Here is a 14,258-nt window from a genome sequence, read left to right as displayed (position 1 = left end):
ACCGTCCGATGGCCAAGCCGCTCAAGTTCCTCCTCGTCTTCCTGGCCGGCCTGCTGCTGTTGCTGGCCGCAGCCATCGTCGCACTGCCCTTCCTGTTCGATCCCAACGACTTCCGAGGCAAGCTCGCGGAGACGGTGAAAAAGGAGACCGGCCGCGAGTTCTCGGTGGGCGAGATCCGGCTCAGCGTCTTCCCCTGGCTCAGGGTGGAGATCGCCGACGCGGTGCTCGGCAATGCCGCCGGCTTCGGCAGCGAGCCGATGCTGCGGCTCAAATCCGCCGAAGTCGGGGTGAAGCTGCTGCCGCTGCTGCGCGACCGGCGGGTCGAGGCCAGCGAGCTGAAACTCTCCGGCCTGCGCGCGGCGCTGGCGGTCAATGCCGAGGGCCTCAGCAACTGGGCCGACCTGCTGGCCTTGCAGAAGCAGAAGAAGGACGAGCCGGCGGCGGAGTCGGAAGCCGGCAAGGGCATGGCCGACCTCGACATCGCCGGCGTGCAGTTGGAGGACGTGGCGCTCAGCTACGCCGACGCCCAGGCCGGCAAGGACTACGCCGTGGAGGGCCTGCGGCTCAAGCTCGGCCGTCTGCGCGCGGGCGAGACCCTGCCGTTCGAGGGCGGGCTGACGCTCAACTCCGGCGCGCCCAAGGCGCGCGCGGCGCTGGAGTTCCAGGGCGATCTGCGCTTCGACGCCGACAGCGGCTCGGCCCAGGTCGCGGACCTCAAGCTGAAACTGGATGGCCTGCAAGAGGGCACCACCCCCGCCGAGAGCCTGGCCGCCAAGCTGCGACTGGAAGCCTCCGCGCTGGGCTATGACGGCGCTAGCCAGGTGCTGACGGTGGCGCCGTTCAAGCTGCTGATCGACCAGTTGCTGGCCGGCACCGCCGAGCAGCCCCGGCTCAGCGCCAAGGGCACGCTGGCGGCCAGTCTCAAGGCCGATCTGGCGCAGCGCCGGCACCAGGTCCAGGGCCTGGAACTGGCTCTGGAGACCGCCGGCAGCGCCATTCCCGGTGGCAAGCCGCAGACCCTCAAGCTGAGCGGCACGGCGAGCGCCGATCTTGCCGCCGACAGCGCGCGCGTCGAGGGCCTGCAACTGGAGTTCGCCGGACTCAAGGCCAGCGCCAAGCAGTGGCTGGTGGCCGGACTCACCGGCGAGCTGCCGACCGCCAGCGGCGATCTGACCGTGGCGCCGTTCTCGCCGCGCGCCCTGCTCGGCAACCTGGACATCAAGCTGCCGGAGATGGCCGACGCCAAGACCTTGCAGACCGCCAGCCTGAGCGCCGCGCTGAGCGCCAATGCCAGGAGCGCGGCGTTCAAGAACCTGCTGCTGAAGCTCGACGACAGCACGCTCAGCGGCGAGCTGGCGGTGCGCGATTTCGCCAGCCAGGCGCTGGCCTTCGCGCTCCAGCTCGATGCCATCGACGCCGACCGCTACCTGCCGCCCAAGGCCGCCGCCGCGCCAGCCGCCGGCACCGAGGCCGCCAAGACCAATCTCAACGACACGCCGCTGCCGGTGGAGATGCTCGACCAGCTCAATGCCGAGGGCACGCTGGCCATCGGCAGGCTCAAGCTGAAGGGCATGACGCTCAATGATGTGCGGCTGAAGCTGGACGCGCCCAAGAGCGGCAACAAGCGCCAGCAGCTCAGCGCCCAGCTCTATGGCGGCAACGCCAATCTGGCGCTGGACGTGAGCCCCGGCGCCAAGCCCGGCTACGCGCTCAAGACCACGCTCAGCGGCATCAGCGCCGGGCCGCTGCTCAAGGATTTTCTCGGCAAGGACTACGTCAGTGGCAAGGGCTCGGTGAACCTGGATGTGCGCAGCGGCGGCCGCACCGTCGGCGAGGTGCGGCGCGCGCTCAACGGCGATGTCGCCTTCAACTTCGTCGACGGCGCGGTGAAGGGTTTCAATCTCGGCAAGACCATCCGCGATGGTCAGGCCCTGCTCAGCGTTGCCCAGGGCGGCGGCGCCACTGCCGCCGCCAGCAGCGAGCCGCAGTCCACCGATTTCGCCGAGCTGCGCGGTGCCGGCAAGATCGTCAACGGCGTGCTCAAGTCCGACCAGTTGTCGGCGAAGAATCCGCTGTTCCGGCTGGAAGGCGCCGGCGAACTCGACCTCGCCAACGAGACCATCAACTACCTCGCCAAGCCGACCCTGGTCGGCACCGCCAAGGGGCAGGGCGGCAAGGAGCTGGCCGATCTGCACGGCGTGGTGGTGCCGATCCGCCTGACTGGCAACCTGTTCAAGCCCAAGGTGCAGATCGACTGGCAGGCTGCCTTGCAGCAGAAGGCTGCCGACAAGCTGCGCGGCCAGTACGAGGCCAAGAAGGAAGAGCTGCAGGAGCACCGCGAGGAGATCAAGCAGAAGGCCGTCGAGGAACTCAACAAGGGCCTGATGAAACTGTTCGGCGGCAACAAGAAGCCGCCCGACGAGCCGGCGCCGGGCAGCACGCCGCAGCCCTGAGCCCCGATGCGCTGGCTGCTACTGGCCGCGAGCCTGCTCGCGGCGCCCGCCTGGGCCTACGAACTGCGCACGCTGAGCGTCCGCCATCAGGCGCAGGACTACCTGGTGAGCCTGGATGCCGAACTGGCCGCGCCGGGGCCAGCGGTCTACGCGCGTCTGGCCGACTTCGCGGCGCTGTCGGCCTTGAATCCCTCCCTGCGGGTGCTGTCGCTGTCCCCGCCTTCGGCCGACGGCCGCCAGCAGCTGGTCAGCGAGGCCGAGTTCTGCCTGCTCGGGCTGTGCCGGGTGCTGCGCCAGAGCCAGCAACTGAGCAGCACGGCCAGCGGCGACGGCGGCAGCATCGTCGGCATCACCGAGCCGCCGCCGGCCAGCGACTTCCAGAGCGGTATTTCGCGCTGGACGGTGACCGCCATCGACGACCGTCGCTGCCGCCTGCGCTTCGAGGCCAGCCTGCGCCCGGACTTCTGGCTGGCGCCGGTGTTCGGCCCCTGGATGCTGGAGCGGCGCCTGCGCGAGGAAACCCTGATCACCGTGCAGCGCCTGGAGTCGCAGGCGCAGGCACGCCTGCCATGAGCCTGCCCATGCCGGATGCCGACAGCTTCGCCCGCCGTCTGCTGGCCTGGTTCGACGTGCACGGCCGCCACGACCTGCCCTGGCAGCACCCGCGCACGGCCTACCGCGTCTGGCTGTCGGAAGTGATGTTGCAGCAGACCCAGGTGGCGGCGGTGATCCCCTACTTCGAGCGCTTCCTGGGCCGCTTTCCCGACCTGCGCAGTCTGGCGGCGGCGCCCGGCGAGGAGGTGATGCGCTACTGGGCCGGCCTCGGCTACTACGCCCGCGCCCGCAATCTGCACGCCGCCGCCCGGGCGGTGGTCGAGCGCCACGGCGGTGAATTCCCCAGCGACTACGCGGCGGTGCTGGCGCTGCCCGGCATCGGCCGCTCCACCGCCGGCGCGATCCTGGCGCAGGCCCACGGTCAGCGCCACGCGATCCTCGACGGCAATGTGAAGCGGGTGCTGGCGCGTTGGGCCGGCATCGCCGGCTGGCCGGGGGAGACGGCGGTGGCCGAGCAGCTCTGGGCCTGCTCCGAGCGCCTGCTGCCGGCGACCCGGTTGGCCGACTACACGCAGGCGCTGATGGACCTCGGCGCCAGCCTGTGCAGCGCCCGCAAGCCGCGCTGCGGCGACTGCCCGCTGGCCGCCGATTGCCGCGCCCATCTCGAAGGCCGCACGGCCGAGCTGCCGGGCGCCAAGCCCAAGGCCAAGAAGAAGGCGCGACCGCAGCGCGAGGCCTGGTTGATCGTCGCCAGCGATGCGCAGGGCCGCTGGCTTTTGGAACAGCGACCGGGCGCGGGCATCTGGGGCGGGCTCTGGTGCCCGCCGGTGGTGGACCTGGCCGAAGACTGGGCGGCGGCGCTGTATCAGCGTCACGGCCTGCGTCTGGCAGCGGTGCAGACCGACACGCCCATCGACCACGCCTTCAGCCATTACGACCTGCGCCTGCATCCCCTGCGTGGCCGCCTGGCCGAGCCCGCAGCCGCCGAGGCTCTGCGCGAATCGGTTCCGCATGCCTGGCACCAGCCGGCCGAGCTGAGTGCCGGCGTGGTGGCCCTGCCGGCGCCGATTGCCCGCTACGCCGAGCGCCAGGCGGCGCCCACCGACTTGCTGGGGCAGACCGCCCTTGCTAGCGTCCGCCGCCCGCGTCGCCGCGCCGCCCCGAAAACACCGAGCCCTGCCTCATGACCCGCACTGTTCATTGCATCAAGCTCGGCCGAGACGCCGAGGGCCTGGACCGTCCGCCGCTGCCCGGCGCGCTCGGCCAGCGCCTCTACGAGCAGGTGTCGAAAGACGCCTGGCGCGAGTGGATCGCGCACCAGACCCGGCTGATCAACGAATACCGCCTGACCCTCGCCGACCCCAAGGCGCGCAAGTTTCTCAGCGAGGAGCTGGAGACCTATTTCTTCGGCAGCGGCGAGCTGACCAAGACCGGCTACGTGCCGCCCAAGGCCTGAGCCGCCGGTTTTTCTTGACGGGGGCGGGCCTCGCCGCTTTAATACGCGGCCTCGCGGCTACCGACAGCCGCCGCGAGTGCGAGCAGCACAGGTTGGCCGGGTAGCTCAGTCGGTAGAGCAGGGGATTGAAAATCCCCGTGTCGGCGGTTCGATTCCGTCCCCGGCCACCACTTTTAACTCCTTGATGCCAAAAGACTTCTTCCCGTGACGTAAACGCATGGGGAGTGCGGCGAATTCGTTCGCCGTGACTGCTTCGTGCCATCGCTTCAGGCCTTGGCGGGCCTGTCTTGGCGTCGGTCCTGCTGGGGATTTTGCTGTCTGCTCTGATGCCTGTGGTTTGTGGGAGCATGGTCGGCACGCAGATCCCGCCATTGGAGCGCCTCCATGCAACGTCGCGATTTCACCCTCGGCCTGTTCGCCGCCGCCGCTACTGCCAGCAGCCTGGCGCATGCGGGGAAAGAGAAGGTCAGCAAGCCTGCGGCCGCCGACCATCCCGGCCATCACGGTGTCGGCGCTGGCACCGGCCGCTATGCGGCACTGGCGCAGGCCTTCGCTAGCTGCGCTGGCACTGCCACCGAATGCGTCTCGCACTGCCAGCGTCTGCTCGCCGAGGGCGACACGATGATGGGGGACTGTCTGAAGACCTCCCTGGCTTGCGATGCCATCTGCCCGGCCGTGGCCCGTCTGGCCCGTCTTGAATCCGATCAGGCGCCGGTCTTCGCCAAGGCGGCGATCCCGGCCATGCAGGCTTGCATGGACGCCTGCAAGCCGCACATCGAGCATCACGCCTTCTGCAAAGCCTGCTTTGAGGCTTGCGGCGCAGCGGTGGCGGCGGCGCAGGCGGTCTGAGCCGCCATCATCATCCCCGCCGATTGCGTCCTCGGTTGGAGGTCTCGGCGCAGCCCCTGCTCTGTTGACCCGGGTCAGTGGCAGCCGATCACCAGCGCCGGAAACTCCTCGCCATGAATCGCGAACTTCCCGCGCTACCGAGCCCCTCGCTGGAGTGGCGGCCAATCTGCTCCGGGCAGCAAACGCTGACCCTGACCGCGCAGCGGGTCGGGGCGCGTCCGGCCTTGCGATTGGACTATGACTTCAGGGGCCAGGCCGGCTTCGTGGTGGCGCGCTGCGACTGGCGGCGGCCGATGCCGTCGCGCTACGCGCTGCGCTTCCGCCTGCGCGGCAGCGGCGCGGCGAATGATCTGGAAGTGAAGCTGGTCGATGCCAGCAATCACAACGTCTGGCGGCGGGTGCTCAAGGCGCAGCGGCCGTCGGCGCGTGGCCGTCGCTATCAACTGGCGAGCCATGAGCTGGAGTACGCCTGGGGTCCGGCCGGTGGCGGCAAGCTGGGCGAGCTGGGCGCCATCGAGATCGCGCTGGTGGCGGGCGAGGGCGGTGCCGGCCGGCTCTGGCTCAGCGAGCTGGAGATCATCGACACCAGCGCGCCGGAGCCCTGGCTGGTGGAGTGCTCCAGCGCCGAGGCCGGCCACGCCGGCGCCCAGGCGCTGGAGCCGGCCGGCTGGTGGCCCAGCCCAGGCGATGCGCGGCCCTGGCTGCAACTCGACGCCGGCACCACGCGGCCGTTGGGCGGCGTGAGGATCGACTGGCTGCACGGCGCGCCCGCCAGCGGTTACCGCCTGCTCGGCTCGCGCGATGGGCGGCGCTGGTCGCGCCTGCATGTCGCGCGCAAGGCCGGCGGTCGCTACAGCCTGCTGCATCTGCCGCATGCGCGGCTGCGCTATCTGCGGCTGGAACTGGACGAAGCCTGCGCCGGTTTGCGCATGCAGGTGCTGCCGCCGGACGATCTGCGCTCCATCGACGACTACTGGCATCGCCGAGCCCAGACCGAGCCGCGTGGCCGGTTCCCGCGCTGGCTGCTGCGCGAGCAGAGCCTGTGGACGCCCATCGGCAGCGGCCAGGGCCGCCAGTGCGCCCTGGTCAACGAGGAAGGGCTGGTCGAACTCGACGCCGGCTCCTGCACGGTCGAGCCCATGCTCTGGCTGCGTGGCCGCCTCTACACCTGGGCGGATGTCCAGGTTCATCACAGCCTCAAGGACGGCTGGCAACCGCAGCCGGCGGTGAGCTGGAGCGCCGAGGACTGGCGCCTGCACCTGGCGCTGGAGATGCAGGCCGGTGGCGAGCTGCGGCTGTCCTACCGCTTCGACAACCTCGGGCCGGAACTGCTGGCCGCGCGGCTGTTCCTGCTGCTGCGGCCCTACCAGGTGACGCCGCCCTGGCAGCGCTTCCGGGGGCTCGGCGGCGTCAGCCCGATCCGCAGGCTCGACTGGCGGCGTGGCGTGATTGCGGTCAACGGCCGGCCGCGCCTGCGCGTGGTGCAGCGCCCCATCGGCTTCGGCGTGCTGAGCTTCGACGAGGGCCCAATCACCGATCTGCTGGCGCAGGGCCAGTTGCCGACCGACGACCATGTCGCGGATCGCAGCGGCTATGCCAATGGCGCCCTGCGCTACGACTTGCAGGTGCCGGCGCGCGGCAGTGCCACGGTCGAGGTGCTGGGGCTGCCGGCCAGCGAGGAAGAAGCCCGGCAGGGCACCACCGACTGGGCCGACAAGCTCGGGCGCCAGCCCTGGCAGGCGCCGGGCTGGGGCGCGGAGGCGATCCGCGTCGCCCGCAGCGCCAGTGCCCACATCCTGATCTGCCGCGACGGCCCGGCGCTGCAGGCGGGGCCGCGCCGCTACAGGCGCTCCTGGATCCGCGACGGCGCGACCATGAGTGCGGCGCTGCTGCGCATGGGCTGTGTCGCCGAGGTGGGCGCGTTCATCCGCTGGTACGCGCCCTATCAGCGCGCCGACGGTTTCGTGCCCTGCTGCGTGGATCGCGAAGGCCCGGACTGGCTGGTCGAACACGACAGCCACGGCCAGTGGCTGGCCTTGATCGCCGACCACCAGCGCCACGGCGGCGAGGCGGGCTTGCTGGACGAACTCTGGCCGGCGGTGCAGCGCACCGTGGACTGCATCGCCGGCCTGCTCGACGGCACCGGCCTGCTGCCGATCTCGGCCAGCCACGAGGGCTATCTGGCGCAGCCGGTGCATGCCTACTGGGACGACTTCTGGGCGCTGCGTGGCTTGGGCGACGCGGTGTCTCTGGCCGAGCGCCGTGGCGAGGCCGCGCTGGCGCAGCGCTGGCAGGCCTTGCAGGCGCGCTTCGGCCACAGCCTGTTTTCCTCGCTGGCGCGGACCCGCGTCGAGCGCGGGCTGGACTACCTGCCGGCCAGCCTGGAGCTGGCCGACTTCGACCCCACCGCCACCGCCAACGCGGTGCAGCTCCTGGGCCTGCCGGAGGCGCTGGACCGTGCGGCGCTGGAGCAGACCTTCGACCGCTATCTGCAAGGCTGGCAGCGCCAGCGCGAGGGCCGCCAGGACGGCGCCAACTACTCGCCCTACCAGATCCGCATCATCAGCGCCCTGGTACGCCTGGGCCGGCGCGCGCAGGCGCTGGAGCTGCTGCGCTACTTCCTCGCCGAGCGCCAGCCCGTCGCCTGGAATCAGTGGCCGGAAATCATCTGGCGCGATCCGCGCTCGCCCGGCCATCTCGGCGATCTGCCGCATGCCTGGATCGCCGCCGAATATGTGCTGGCCCTGCGCAGCCTCTACGTCTACGAGCAGCCCGACGACCAGGGCCTGGTGCTGGCCGCCGGCCTGGCGCCGGAATGGCTTGAGGGCGAGGGCGTCCGCTTCGGCCCGGCGCCGAGCGTCTGCGGGCCGCTGCGCTACGCCTTGCGGCGCACCGGGCCGCACAGCCTGGAATTCGAGATCGAGACCGGCGGCCGTCTCAGCCTGCGGCCGCCGCTGCCCGGCGCCATCCACGCCGTCTGGGTCGATGGCGCGGTCTGGCGCGAGCACGATCACGAGTCGGTGCGGCTCGACACCCGTCCCAACCACTATTCCAACCCCTGCCGCGTGCGCATCGAGACCACGCCCGGAGATGCGCGATGAACCCCAGCCCAGAACAACCCACCGCGTGGACGCTGCGCGCCGGCGACTACCAGTTGCAGCTCAGCGCTGCGGGTGGCGGCCTGTCGGAATGGCGTGGCCTGGCGCTCAACCGCTGGCCGGGCGACGCGCTGGAAGACGCCCACGGCAGCTACATCTACCTGCGCGACGCCGACAGCGGCGCGCTGTGGTCGGCTAGCCGCCAGCCGGTGCCGGGCGCGCCCAGCCGCTACGCCGTGGAGGCCGAGGCCGGGCGCCTGTGTATGGAGCGCGAGGAGCAGGGCATCGTCAGCCGCCTCTCGGTCGAGCTGGCCGCCGACGGCAGCCACGAGCGGCGGCGTTTGCGCCTGCACAACCCGTCGGCGCAGCGCCGGCGTATCGAGGTGAGCAGCTACATCGAGATCGCCCTGGCGCACCGTGGGGCCGATCTCGGCCATCCGGCTTTTCTCAAACTGTTCGTGCAGACCGAGCTGGCCGAGGGCGGCCGTCTGCTGCTGGCGCGGCGGCGTCCGCGCGGCCAGGGTGAAACCTGGCCGACCCTCTTTCACGCCCTGCTGGGCGCGCCCTTGCAGCGCTGGGAGACCGACCGCTGCCGCTTTCTCGGCCGTGGCCGCGATGTCGCGGCGCCGGCCCTGGATTTGCGTGGCAGCGTCGGCAATGTGCTGGACCCGGTGTTCAGCCTCGCCACCACGCTGGAACTGGCGCCGGGCGAGAGCCGCGAGCTGGAGTTCCTGTTCGGCGTCGCCGGTGCGCCGGAGCAACTCGCGGCCATCGCCGCGCAGGTGCAGCTCGCGCCGGCCTGGCTGCCGCCGTCGCCCGAACAACCGCCGCTGCGTTCCGGCCTGAGCGCCGACGGCAGCGAGTACCACATCCACCTGCCCTGGCGCGGCGACGGCCTGCAACGGCCGCCCATGCCCTGGATCAATGTGCTCGCCAACGAGCAGTTCGGCGGCCTGGTCAGCGAGACCGGCGCCGGTGCGACCTGGGCGCGCAACAGCCAGGCCAACCGGCTCACGCCCTGGTCCAACGACCCGGTCTCGGACCCGCATGGCGAGGCCCTGTACCTGCGCGACGAGACCAGCGGCGCCTATTGGTCGCCGCTGCCCGGCCCGGTGCCGGCGGCCTGCGACTACGCGGTCGCGCACGGCTACGGTTACAGCCGCTACCAGTCGCGCTTCGAGGACTTGGAGCAGACCGTCACCGCCTTCGTCGCCCGCCAGGCGCCGCTCAAGTGCCTGCGCCTGCAACTTCGCAACCACGGCAATGTCGCGAGAGAACTCTCGCTGTTCGGCTACCAGCAACTGGTGCTGGGCACGCTGCCGCCGGCGGCCGGGGCGATCCGTAGCTGGCCGGCTGGCGAGTGGCTGTGCGCGGCGCAGACCGGCAGCGGCGCCTTCGCCGGCGCTGTCGTCTACGCCGGTCTGCTCGCCGAAGGCGTCACCGTGCAGGCGCGCGATTCCACCGCTGACCGTGCCAGCTTCATCGGCCCCTTGGGTAGCGCGCGGCGTCCGCAGGCCTTGCGCGAGCCGGCGCTCGACGGCCGACATGGCGAGGGCCTGGACGCCTGCTTCGCGCAGCGCCTGCGCTTCCGCCTGGAAGCTGGAGAGAGTGCCGAGTTCTGCCTGCTGCTGGGCGAGGCCGCTGACGCCGAGGCCTTCGAGTCGCTGACCGCCAGCTATGGCACCCCGGCCGCGCTGCGCGCCGCCGAGGACGAGGTGCGCGCCTGGTGGCGCCAGAGCCTCTCCGGCCTGGCAGTGCGGACGCCCTCGCCGGAGATCGACCATCTGGTCAACGGCTGGCTGCCTTACCAGGCGCTGGCCTGCCGCATCTGGGCGCGCAGCGCCTACTACCAGTCCAGCGGCGCCTACGGCTTTCGCGACCAGTTGCAGGACGCCGGCAACCTGAGCCTGCTGTGGCCGGAGCTGACCCGCAGCCAGATCCTGCTGCACGCCCGCCAGCAGTTCGTCGAGGGCGATGTGCTGCACTGGTGGCACGAGCCGCCGCTGGCCTCGGGCCTGCGCACCCGCTTCGCCGACGACCTGCTCTGGCTGCCGCAGGTCACCGCCGGCTACCTGCGCGCCACCGGCGACATGGGCCTGCTCGACGAGCCTTGCCGGCTGCTGCAAGCGCCACCGCTGAAGCCGGGCGAGGACGAGAACTACCTCGCGCCCGGCGAGGCTGGCAGCGCCAGCCTCTACGAACACTGCTGCCGGGCGCTGGACCGCTCGCTGGCGGTCGGCGCCCACGGCCTGCCGCTGATGGGCACCGGCGACTGGAATGACGGCATGAACCGCGTCGGCCGCGAGGGCCGTGGCGAGAGCGTGTGGATGGGGTTTTTCCTCTACGCCATCCTTGGCGAGTTCGCGCCGCTCGCCGAGGCGCGTGGTGACTCGCCGCGTGCGGCGCGCTATCGCGCGCATCGCGAGGCGCTGCAAGCGGCAGTCAACGACGCCGGCTGGGACGGCGCCTGGTACCGTCGCGCCTACTACGACAACGGCAGCGTCATGGGCAGCCACGACGCTGCCGAATGCCGCATCGACGGCCTGGCGCAGGCCTGGGCGGTGCTCTCCGGCGCGGCGCCGGCCGAGCGTGCCGCGCAGGCCATGGACGCCGCCGAGGCGCAGTTGATCGACGAGGAGGCCGGCCTGCTGCGGCTGCTGACGCCGCCCTTCGTCGATACCCCGGAAGATCCCGGTTACATCAAGGGCTATGTCGCCGGCGTGCGCGAGAACGGCGGTCAGTACACCCACGCCGCCTGCTGGATGGTGGCCGCACTCGCCAAGCTCGGCCGCCGCGAGCGCGCTGCGCTGCTGCTCACCCGACTGAGCCCGCTCTGGCACAGCCGCGACGCCGCCGCGCAGGCGCGCTACCGGGTCGAGCCCTATGTAATCGCCGCCGACATCTACGGTGCTACGCCGCACATCGGCCGTGGCGGCTGGACCTGGTACACCGGCTCCGCCGGCTGGGCCTGGCGGGTGGCGGTGGAGTCGGTGCTGGGCCTGAGCATCGAGCAGGGCCAGTGGCTGCGCCTTGCGCCCTGCGTGCCGGACGACTGGCCCGGCTACACGCTGGACTACCGGCACCCGACCAGCGGCGGCGAGTACCACATCCGCGTCGAAAATCCGGAGCGCTGCGCCGAGACGGTGATCGCCGCCGAACTGGATGGCGAGCCGCTGTCACTGACGCCGGATGGCTTGCGACTGCCGCTGGCTGCCGGCCGGCACCGGCTGCGGCTCAGCCTGGGGAAGGCGGCTCGGTAGCGCTCGCGGGCCGCAGGCTCCAGCTTCCGTCGGGCGCGAGGTCGAGCACCTGGTCGAACAGGTCCAGGGCATCGCCTGGCTTGCCCAGCAGCAGGTAACCGATCCCGTACTCGTGCAGCAGCTCCAGCATGCGCCGCTGCTCGGCGGGGTCGAGGCTGACCCGCAGGCGGTCCAGGAACACCAGCGCCGGCCGGGTCAGCAGCACCCGCGCCAGTACCAGCCGCAACTGCTCGCCGATCCCCAGCCGGTTGGTCCAGTCCTGCTCCAGGTCCAGGCCGCTGCCGGCGGGGACCAGATGGTCGAGCCGCAGGCGTTTCAGCAGCGCCAGCAGTTGCGCGTCTTCCGGCGCGGCCAAGGGTCCGCCCGGCATCAGCAGCTGGCGCAGCGTGCCGTGCGGCAGGTAGGGGCGCTCGGGCACAAACATCAGCTGGTCGGCGCAAGGGCGGCGGATGCGACCGGCGCCGGGCTGGATCAAGCCGGCGCTGGCGCGGAACAGCGCGATCTTGGCGTGGCCGGAGCCGGCACGGACCAGCAGGCGGCTGCCGGCGGGCACTTCCAGGCTCAGGTCGAGCACCAGGGCGGCGCCGTCCTGGCGGTACAGGCTCAGGCCCTCGTAGGCCAGACCACGGCGCTGCGGTTCGCAATAGACCTCCACCGGCGTTGGCTGCGGGGCATCGGCCTGCTCGAAGGCTTCCAGCAGCTTGCCCAGGCGCGCCGCCACCGCCGCATAGCTGGAGATCGACTGGAACTGGGTGACCAGCAGCGAGAAGGCGCCCATCAGGAAGGAGAAGGCCACCGCCGACTGGGTGACCACGCCGAAGCTCACTTCCTCGTTCATGAACATCGGCGCGACGATCAGCGCCGGGATGATCTGGATCAGGTAGTTGTAGCCGTTGGTGAAGAAGCCGAGGTTGCGGTTCACCGCGATCATCTGCCGGCTGTTGGCGACCAGTTGCTGGAGGCGCCCGAGCAGGCGCTGGTGCAGCAGCTCCTCGCGGTGCTGCAGGGCCACCGGCTCGGCGTTCTCGCGCAGGTGCAGCAGCTCGGCGCGGAGGTTGGCCTCCTTGTCCAGTTGCAGGCTGTTGAGGCCGATCAGCCGCCGGCCGAGCAGGCTGGCCACGGCCGAGCCGAACAGCGCGTAGGCGACGGCGATGCCGAACAGTCTTGGGCTGATCGACCACAGCACGCTGGAGAAGGCGAACACGGTGATCAGCGCGTTCAGGGTCATCAGCACGAAGGACAGGGTGCTGGTGGTGAAGCTGCGCACGTCCTCGGCGATGCGCTGGTCGGGGTTGGCGAGGCCACCGCCCTCCTCGATGTGGAAATAGGCGCGGTTGCGCAGGTAGCGGTCCAGCAGCCGGCTGGTCTGCTGGCTGCGCCAGAGCAGGCCCAGGCGCTCTTCCAGATAGCGGTAGAGCACGGCGGCGACGGTGGCGACGCCGAAGATGCCGACGTACAGCCAGGCTTCGCGGAGAAAGCGGCCTCGATCACGGTTCTCGATCGCCGACATGAAGTCGCGGCCGATATAGCTCATCAGCACGTTGAGGCCGCTGATCGCGGCCAGGAAGGCGATCAGCAGCAGGAACATCCATACCGCCCTGGCGCCTTCGGGCGAGGCCAGCAGGGCGCGCATCTCGCGGCGGATGCGCTGCCAGCTGTCCCGGTTGCTGTGCGGGGCCACGGCGGTCATGGGGAAGGCACTCGGAGGAGAATGCCGGGGAGGATGCCCGGCTGGCATGGCCGCTGATTCTAGGGCCTGAGCGCGACCGCCTACCGCCCGAATCCGCGCGGTTCAGGCTGTCGCGGCCGCCGGCAGTAGCTCCTCGTAGGCGGCCAATGCATCGGCGGCGTACATCAGCGAAGGGCCGCCTCCCATGTACACGGCCATGCCCAGTGCTTCCTCCAGTTCCAGACGCTGGACCCCGAGGCGGATCAGCGCCTGCACGTGAAAGCCTATGCAGGCATCGCAGTGCGCGGCCACGCCCAGCGCCAGGGCGATCAGCTCCTTGGTCTTGCCGTCGAGTGCGCCCTCGCGGGTGGCGGCGCGCGCCAGGGCGCTGAAGCCGTTGGTGACGTCGGGGATGTCAGCGCGGAGCTTGGCTAGCGAGGCGGAGACCGAACGGGTGATTTCGCGGTAGTTCTTGCTCATGGGGAGACGAGGTTGGGAGGGGCGGCAGGCTTAGTCCTGGCCTGAGTGCGGCGGTTGCCGCGCATCCGTTGGTGGCTCGCGGCCGGCGTCGTGACGCGCGCGCGCCAGTGACAGCTTGGCCACGTCTTTCAGGTACTGCCAGGCGCTGCGCGGTGTGTCGTGGCGGGCAAAGCCCAGGCTGTGCAAACCCCGCTCAGTGAGCGCGTACTGGGTAGCGCCGTCGGCCCGCGTCTGGCTCAGGCTGCCGCTGGTGACCAGACCCTCCAGGGCGGCGGGCAGCAGTTCCGGCGGCAGGCCGTCGCTGGCCCATTCCTCGCGCAGCGCGGCCAGATCGAGGCTGCCGCCAGGCTGTGGCGGGCTGTCCGAGCGGCCGTAGATGCTGCGGGCATAGATGTTGAGTACCGCGTCTTGCAGGAACTGTGCGTCGAAATTCACCGG

Annotated in this window: 10 protein-coding genes and 1 tRNA gene; 8 read left to right on the top strand and 3 right to left on the bottom strand. The window is 70.9% G+C overall.

The features are described 5' to 3' along the window. Positions 1-8 precede the first annotated feature (8 nt). The 8 genes from ED208_RS06655 (at position 9) to ED208_RS06620 (ending at position 11,671) form a co-directional block, all read left to right on the top strand. Positions 9-2,453 carry an AsmA family protein gene (locus tag ED208_RS06655; RefSeq protein WP_158608474.1) on the top strand — a complete coding sequence of 815 codons (2,445 nt, stop codon included), beginning with the start codon at positions 9-11 and terminating at the stop codon, positions 2,451-2,453. Positions 2,454-2,459: 6 nt separating this feature from the next. Then, positions 2,460-3,026, top strand: coding sequence for an SRPBCC family protein (locus ED208_RS06650; RefSeq protein WP_123211087.1), 567 nt, complete (start codon positions 2,460-2,462; stop codon positions 3,024-3,026). Then, positions 3,023-4,195: an A/G-specific adenine glycosylase gene (gene mutY / locus ED208_RS06645; protein WP_123211086.1), complete on the top strand. Its 1,173-nt coding sequence runs from the start codon at positions 3,023-3,025 to the stop codon at positions 4,193-4,195. The genes ED208_RS06650 and mutY overlap by 4 nt, the downstream gene beginning before the upstream one ends. Next, positions 4,192-4,464, top strand: a complete 273-nt coding sequence (locus ED208_RS06640; RefSeq protein WP_123211085.1) for an oxidative damage protection protein — start codon at positions 4,192-4,194, stop codon at positions 4,462-4,464. The genes mutY and ED208_RS06640 overlap by 4 nt, the downstream gene beginning before the upstream one ends. A 94-nt stretch (positions 4,465-4,558) precedes the next feature. After that, positions 4,559-4,634 (top strand) — tRNA-Phe (locus ED208_RS06635). Between the two features lie 214 nt (positions 4,635-4,848). Next, a complete protein-coding gene (locus ED208_RS06630) occupies positions 4,849-5,313 on the top strand; it encodes a Csp1 family four helix bundle copper storage protein (protein WP_123211084.1) in 465 nt (154 codons plus the stop codon). A 113-nt stretch (positions 5,314-5,426) separates the two neighbouring features. Continuing rightward, on the top strand, positions 5,427-8,414 hold the full coding sequence (locus ED208_RS06625) for a discoidin domain-containing protein (protein WP_123211083.1): 2,988 nt from the start codon (positions 5,427-5,429) through the stop codon (positions 8,412-8,414). Beyond that, complete coding sequence (locus tag ED208_RS06620) at positions 8,411-11,671, top strand: GH36-type glycosyl hydrolase domain-containing protein (protein WP_123211082.1); 3,261 nt, start codon at positions 8,411-8,413, stop codon at positions 11,669-11,671. The genes ED208_RS06625 and ED208_RS06620 overlap by 4 nt, the downstream gene beginning before the upstream one ends. Here the strand turns inward: ED208_RS06620 and ED208_RS06615 are convergent. From ED208_RS06615 to ED208_RS06605, 3 genes are all read right to left on the bottom strand, one after another. Continuing rightward, a complete protein-coding gene (locus ED208_RS06615) occupies positions 11,646-13,361 on the bottom strand; it encodes an ABC transporter ATP-binding protein/permease (RefSeq protein WP_123211081.1) in 1,716 nt (571 codons plus the stop codon). The genes ED208_RS06620 and ED208_RS06615 overlap by 26 nt on opposite strands. A 102-nt stretch (positions 13,362-13,463) precedes the next feature. Then, a complete protein-coding gene (locus ED208_RS06610) occupies positions 13,464-13,820 on the bottom strand; it encodes a carboxymuconolactone decarboxylase family protein (protein ID WP_123211080.1) in 357 nt (118 codons plus the stop codon). 30 nt (positions 13,821-13,850) lie between these two features. Then, a complete protein-coding gene (locus tag ED208_RS06605) occupies positions 13,851-14,255 on the bottom strand; it encodes a hypothetical protein (protein ID WP_123211079.1) in 405 nt (134 codons plus the stop codon). Between the last annotated feature and the right edge of the window lie 3 nt (positions 14,256-14,258).

The organism is Stagnimonas aquatica (assembly GCF_003730135.1).
Classification (GTDB): domain Bacteria; phylum Pseudomonadota; class Gammaproteobacteria; order Nevskiales; family Nevskiaceae; genus Stagnimonas; species Stagnimonas aquatica.
Note: the sequence above shows the minus strand (reverse complement) of the source record. Positions and strands in the feature narration are given on the sequence as shown.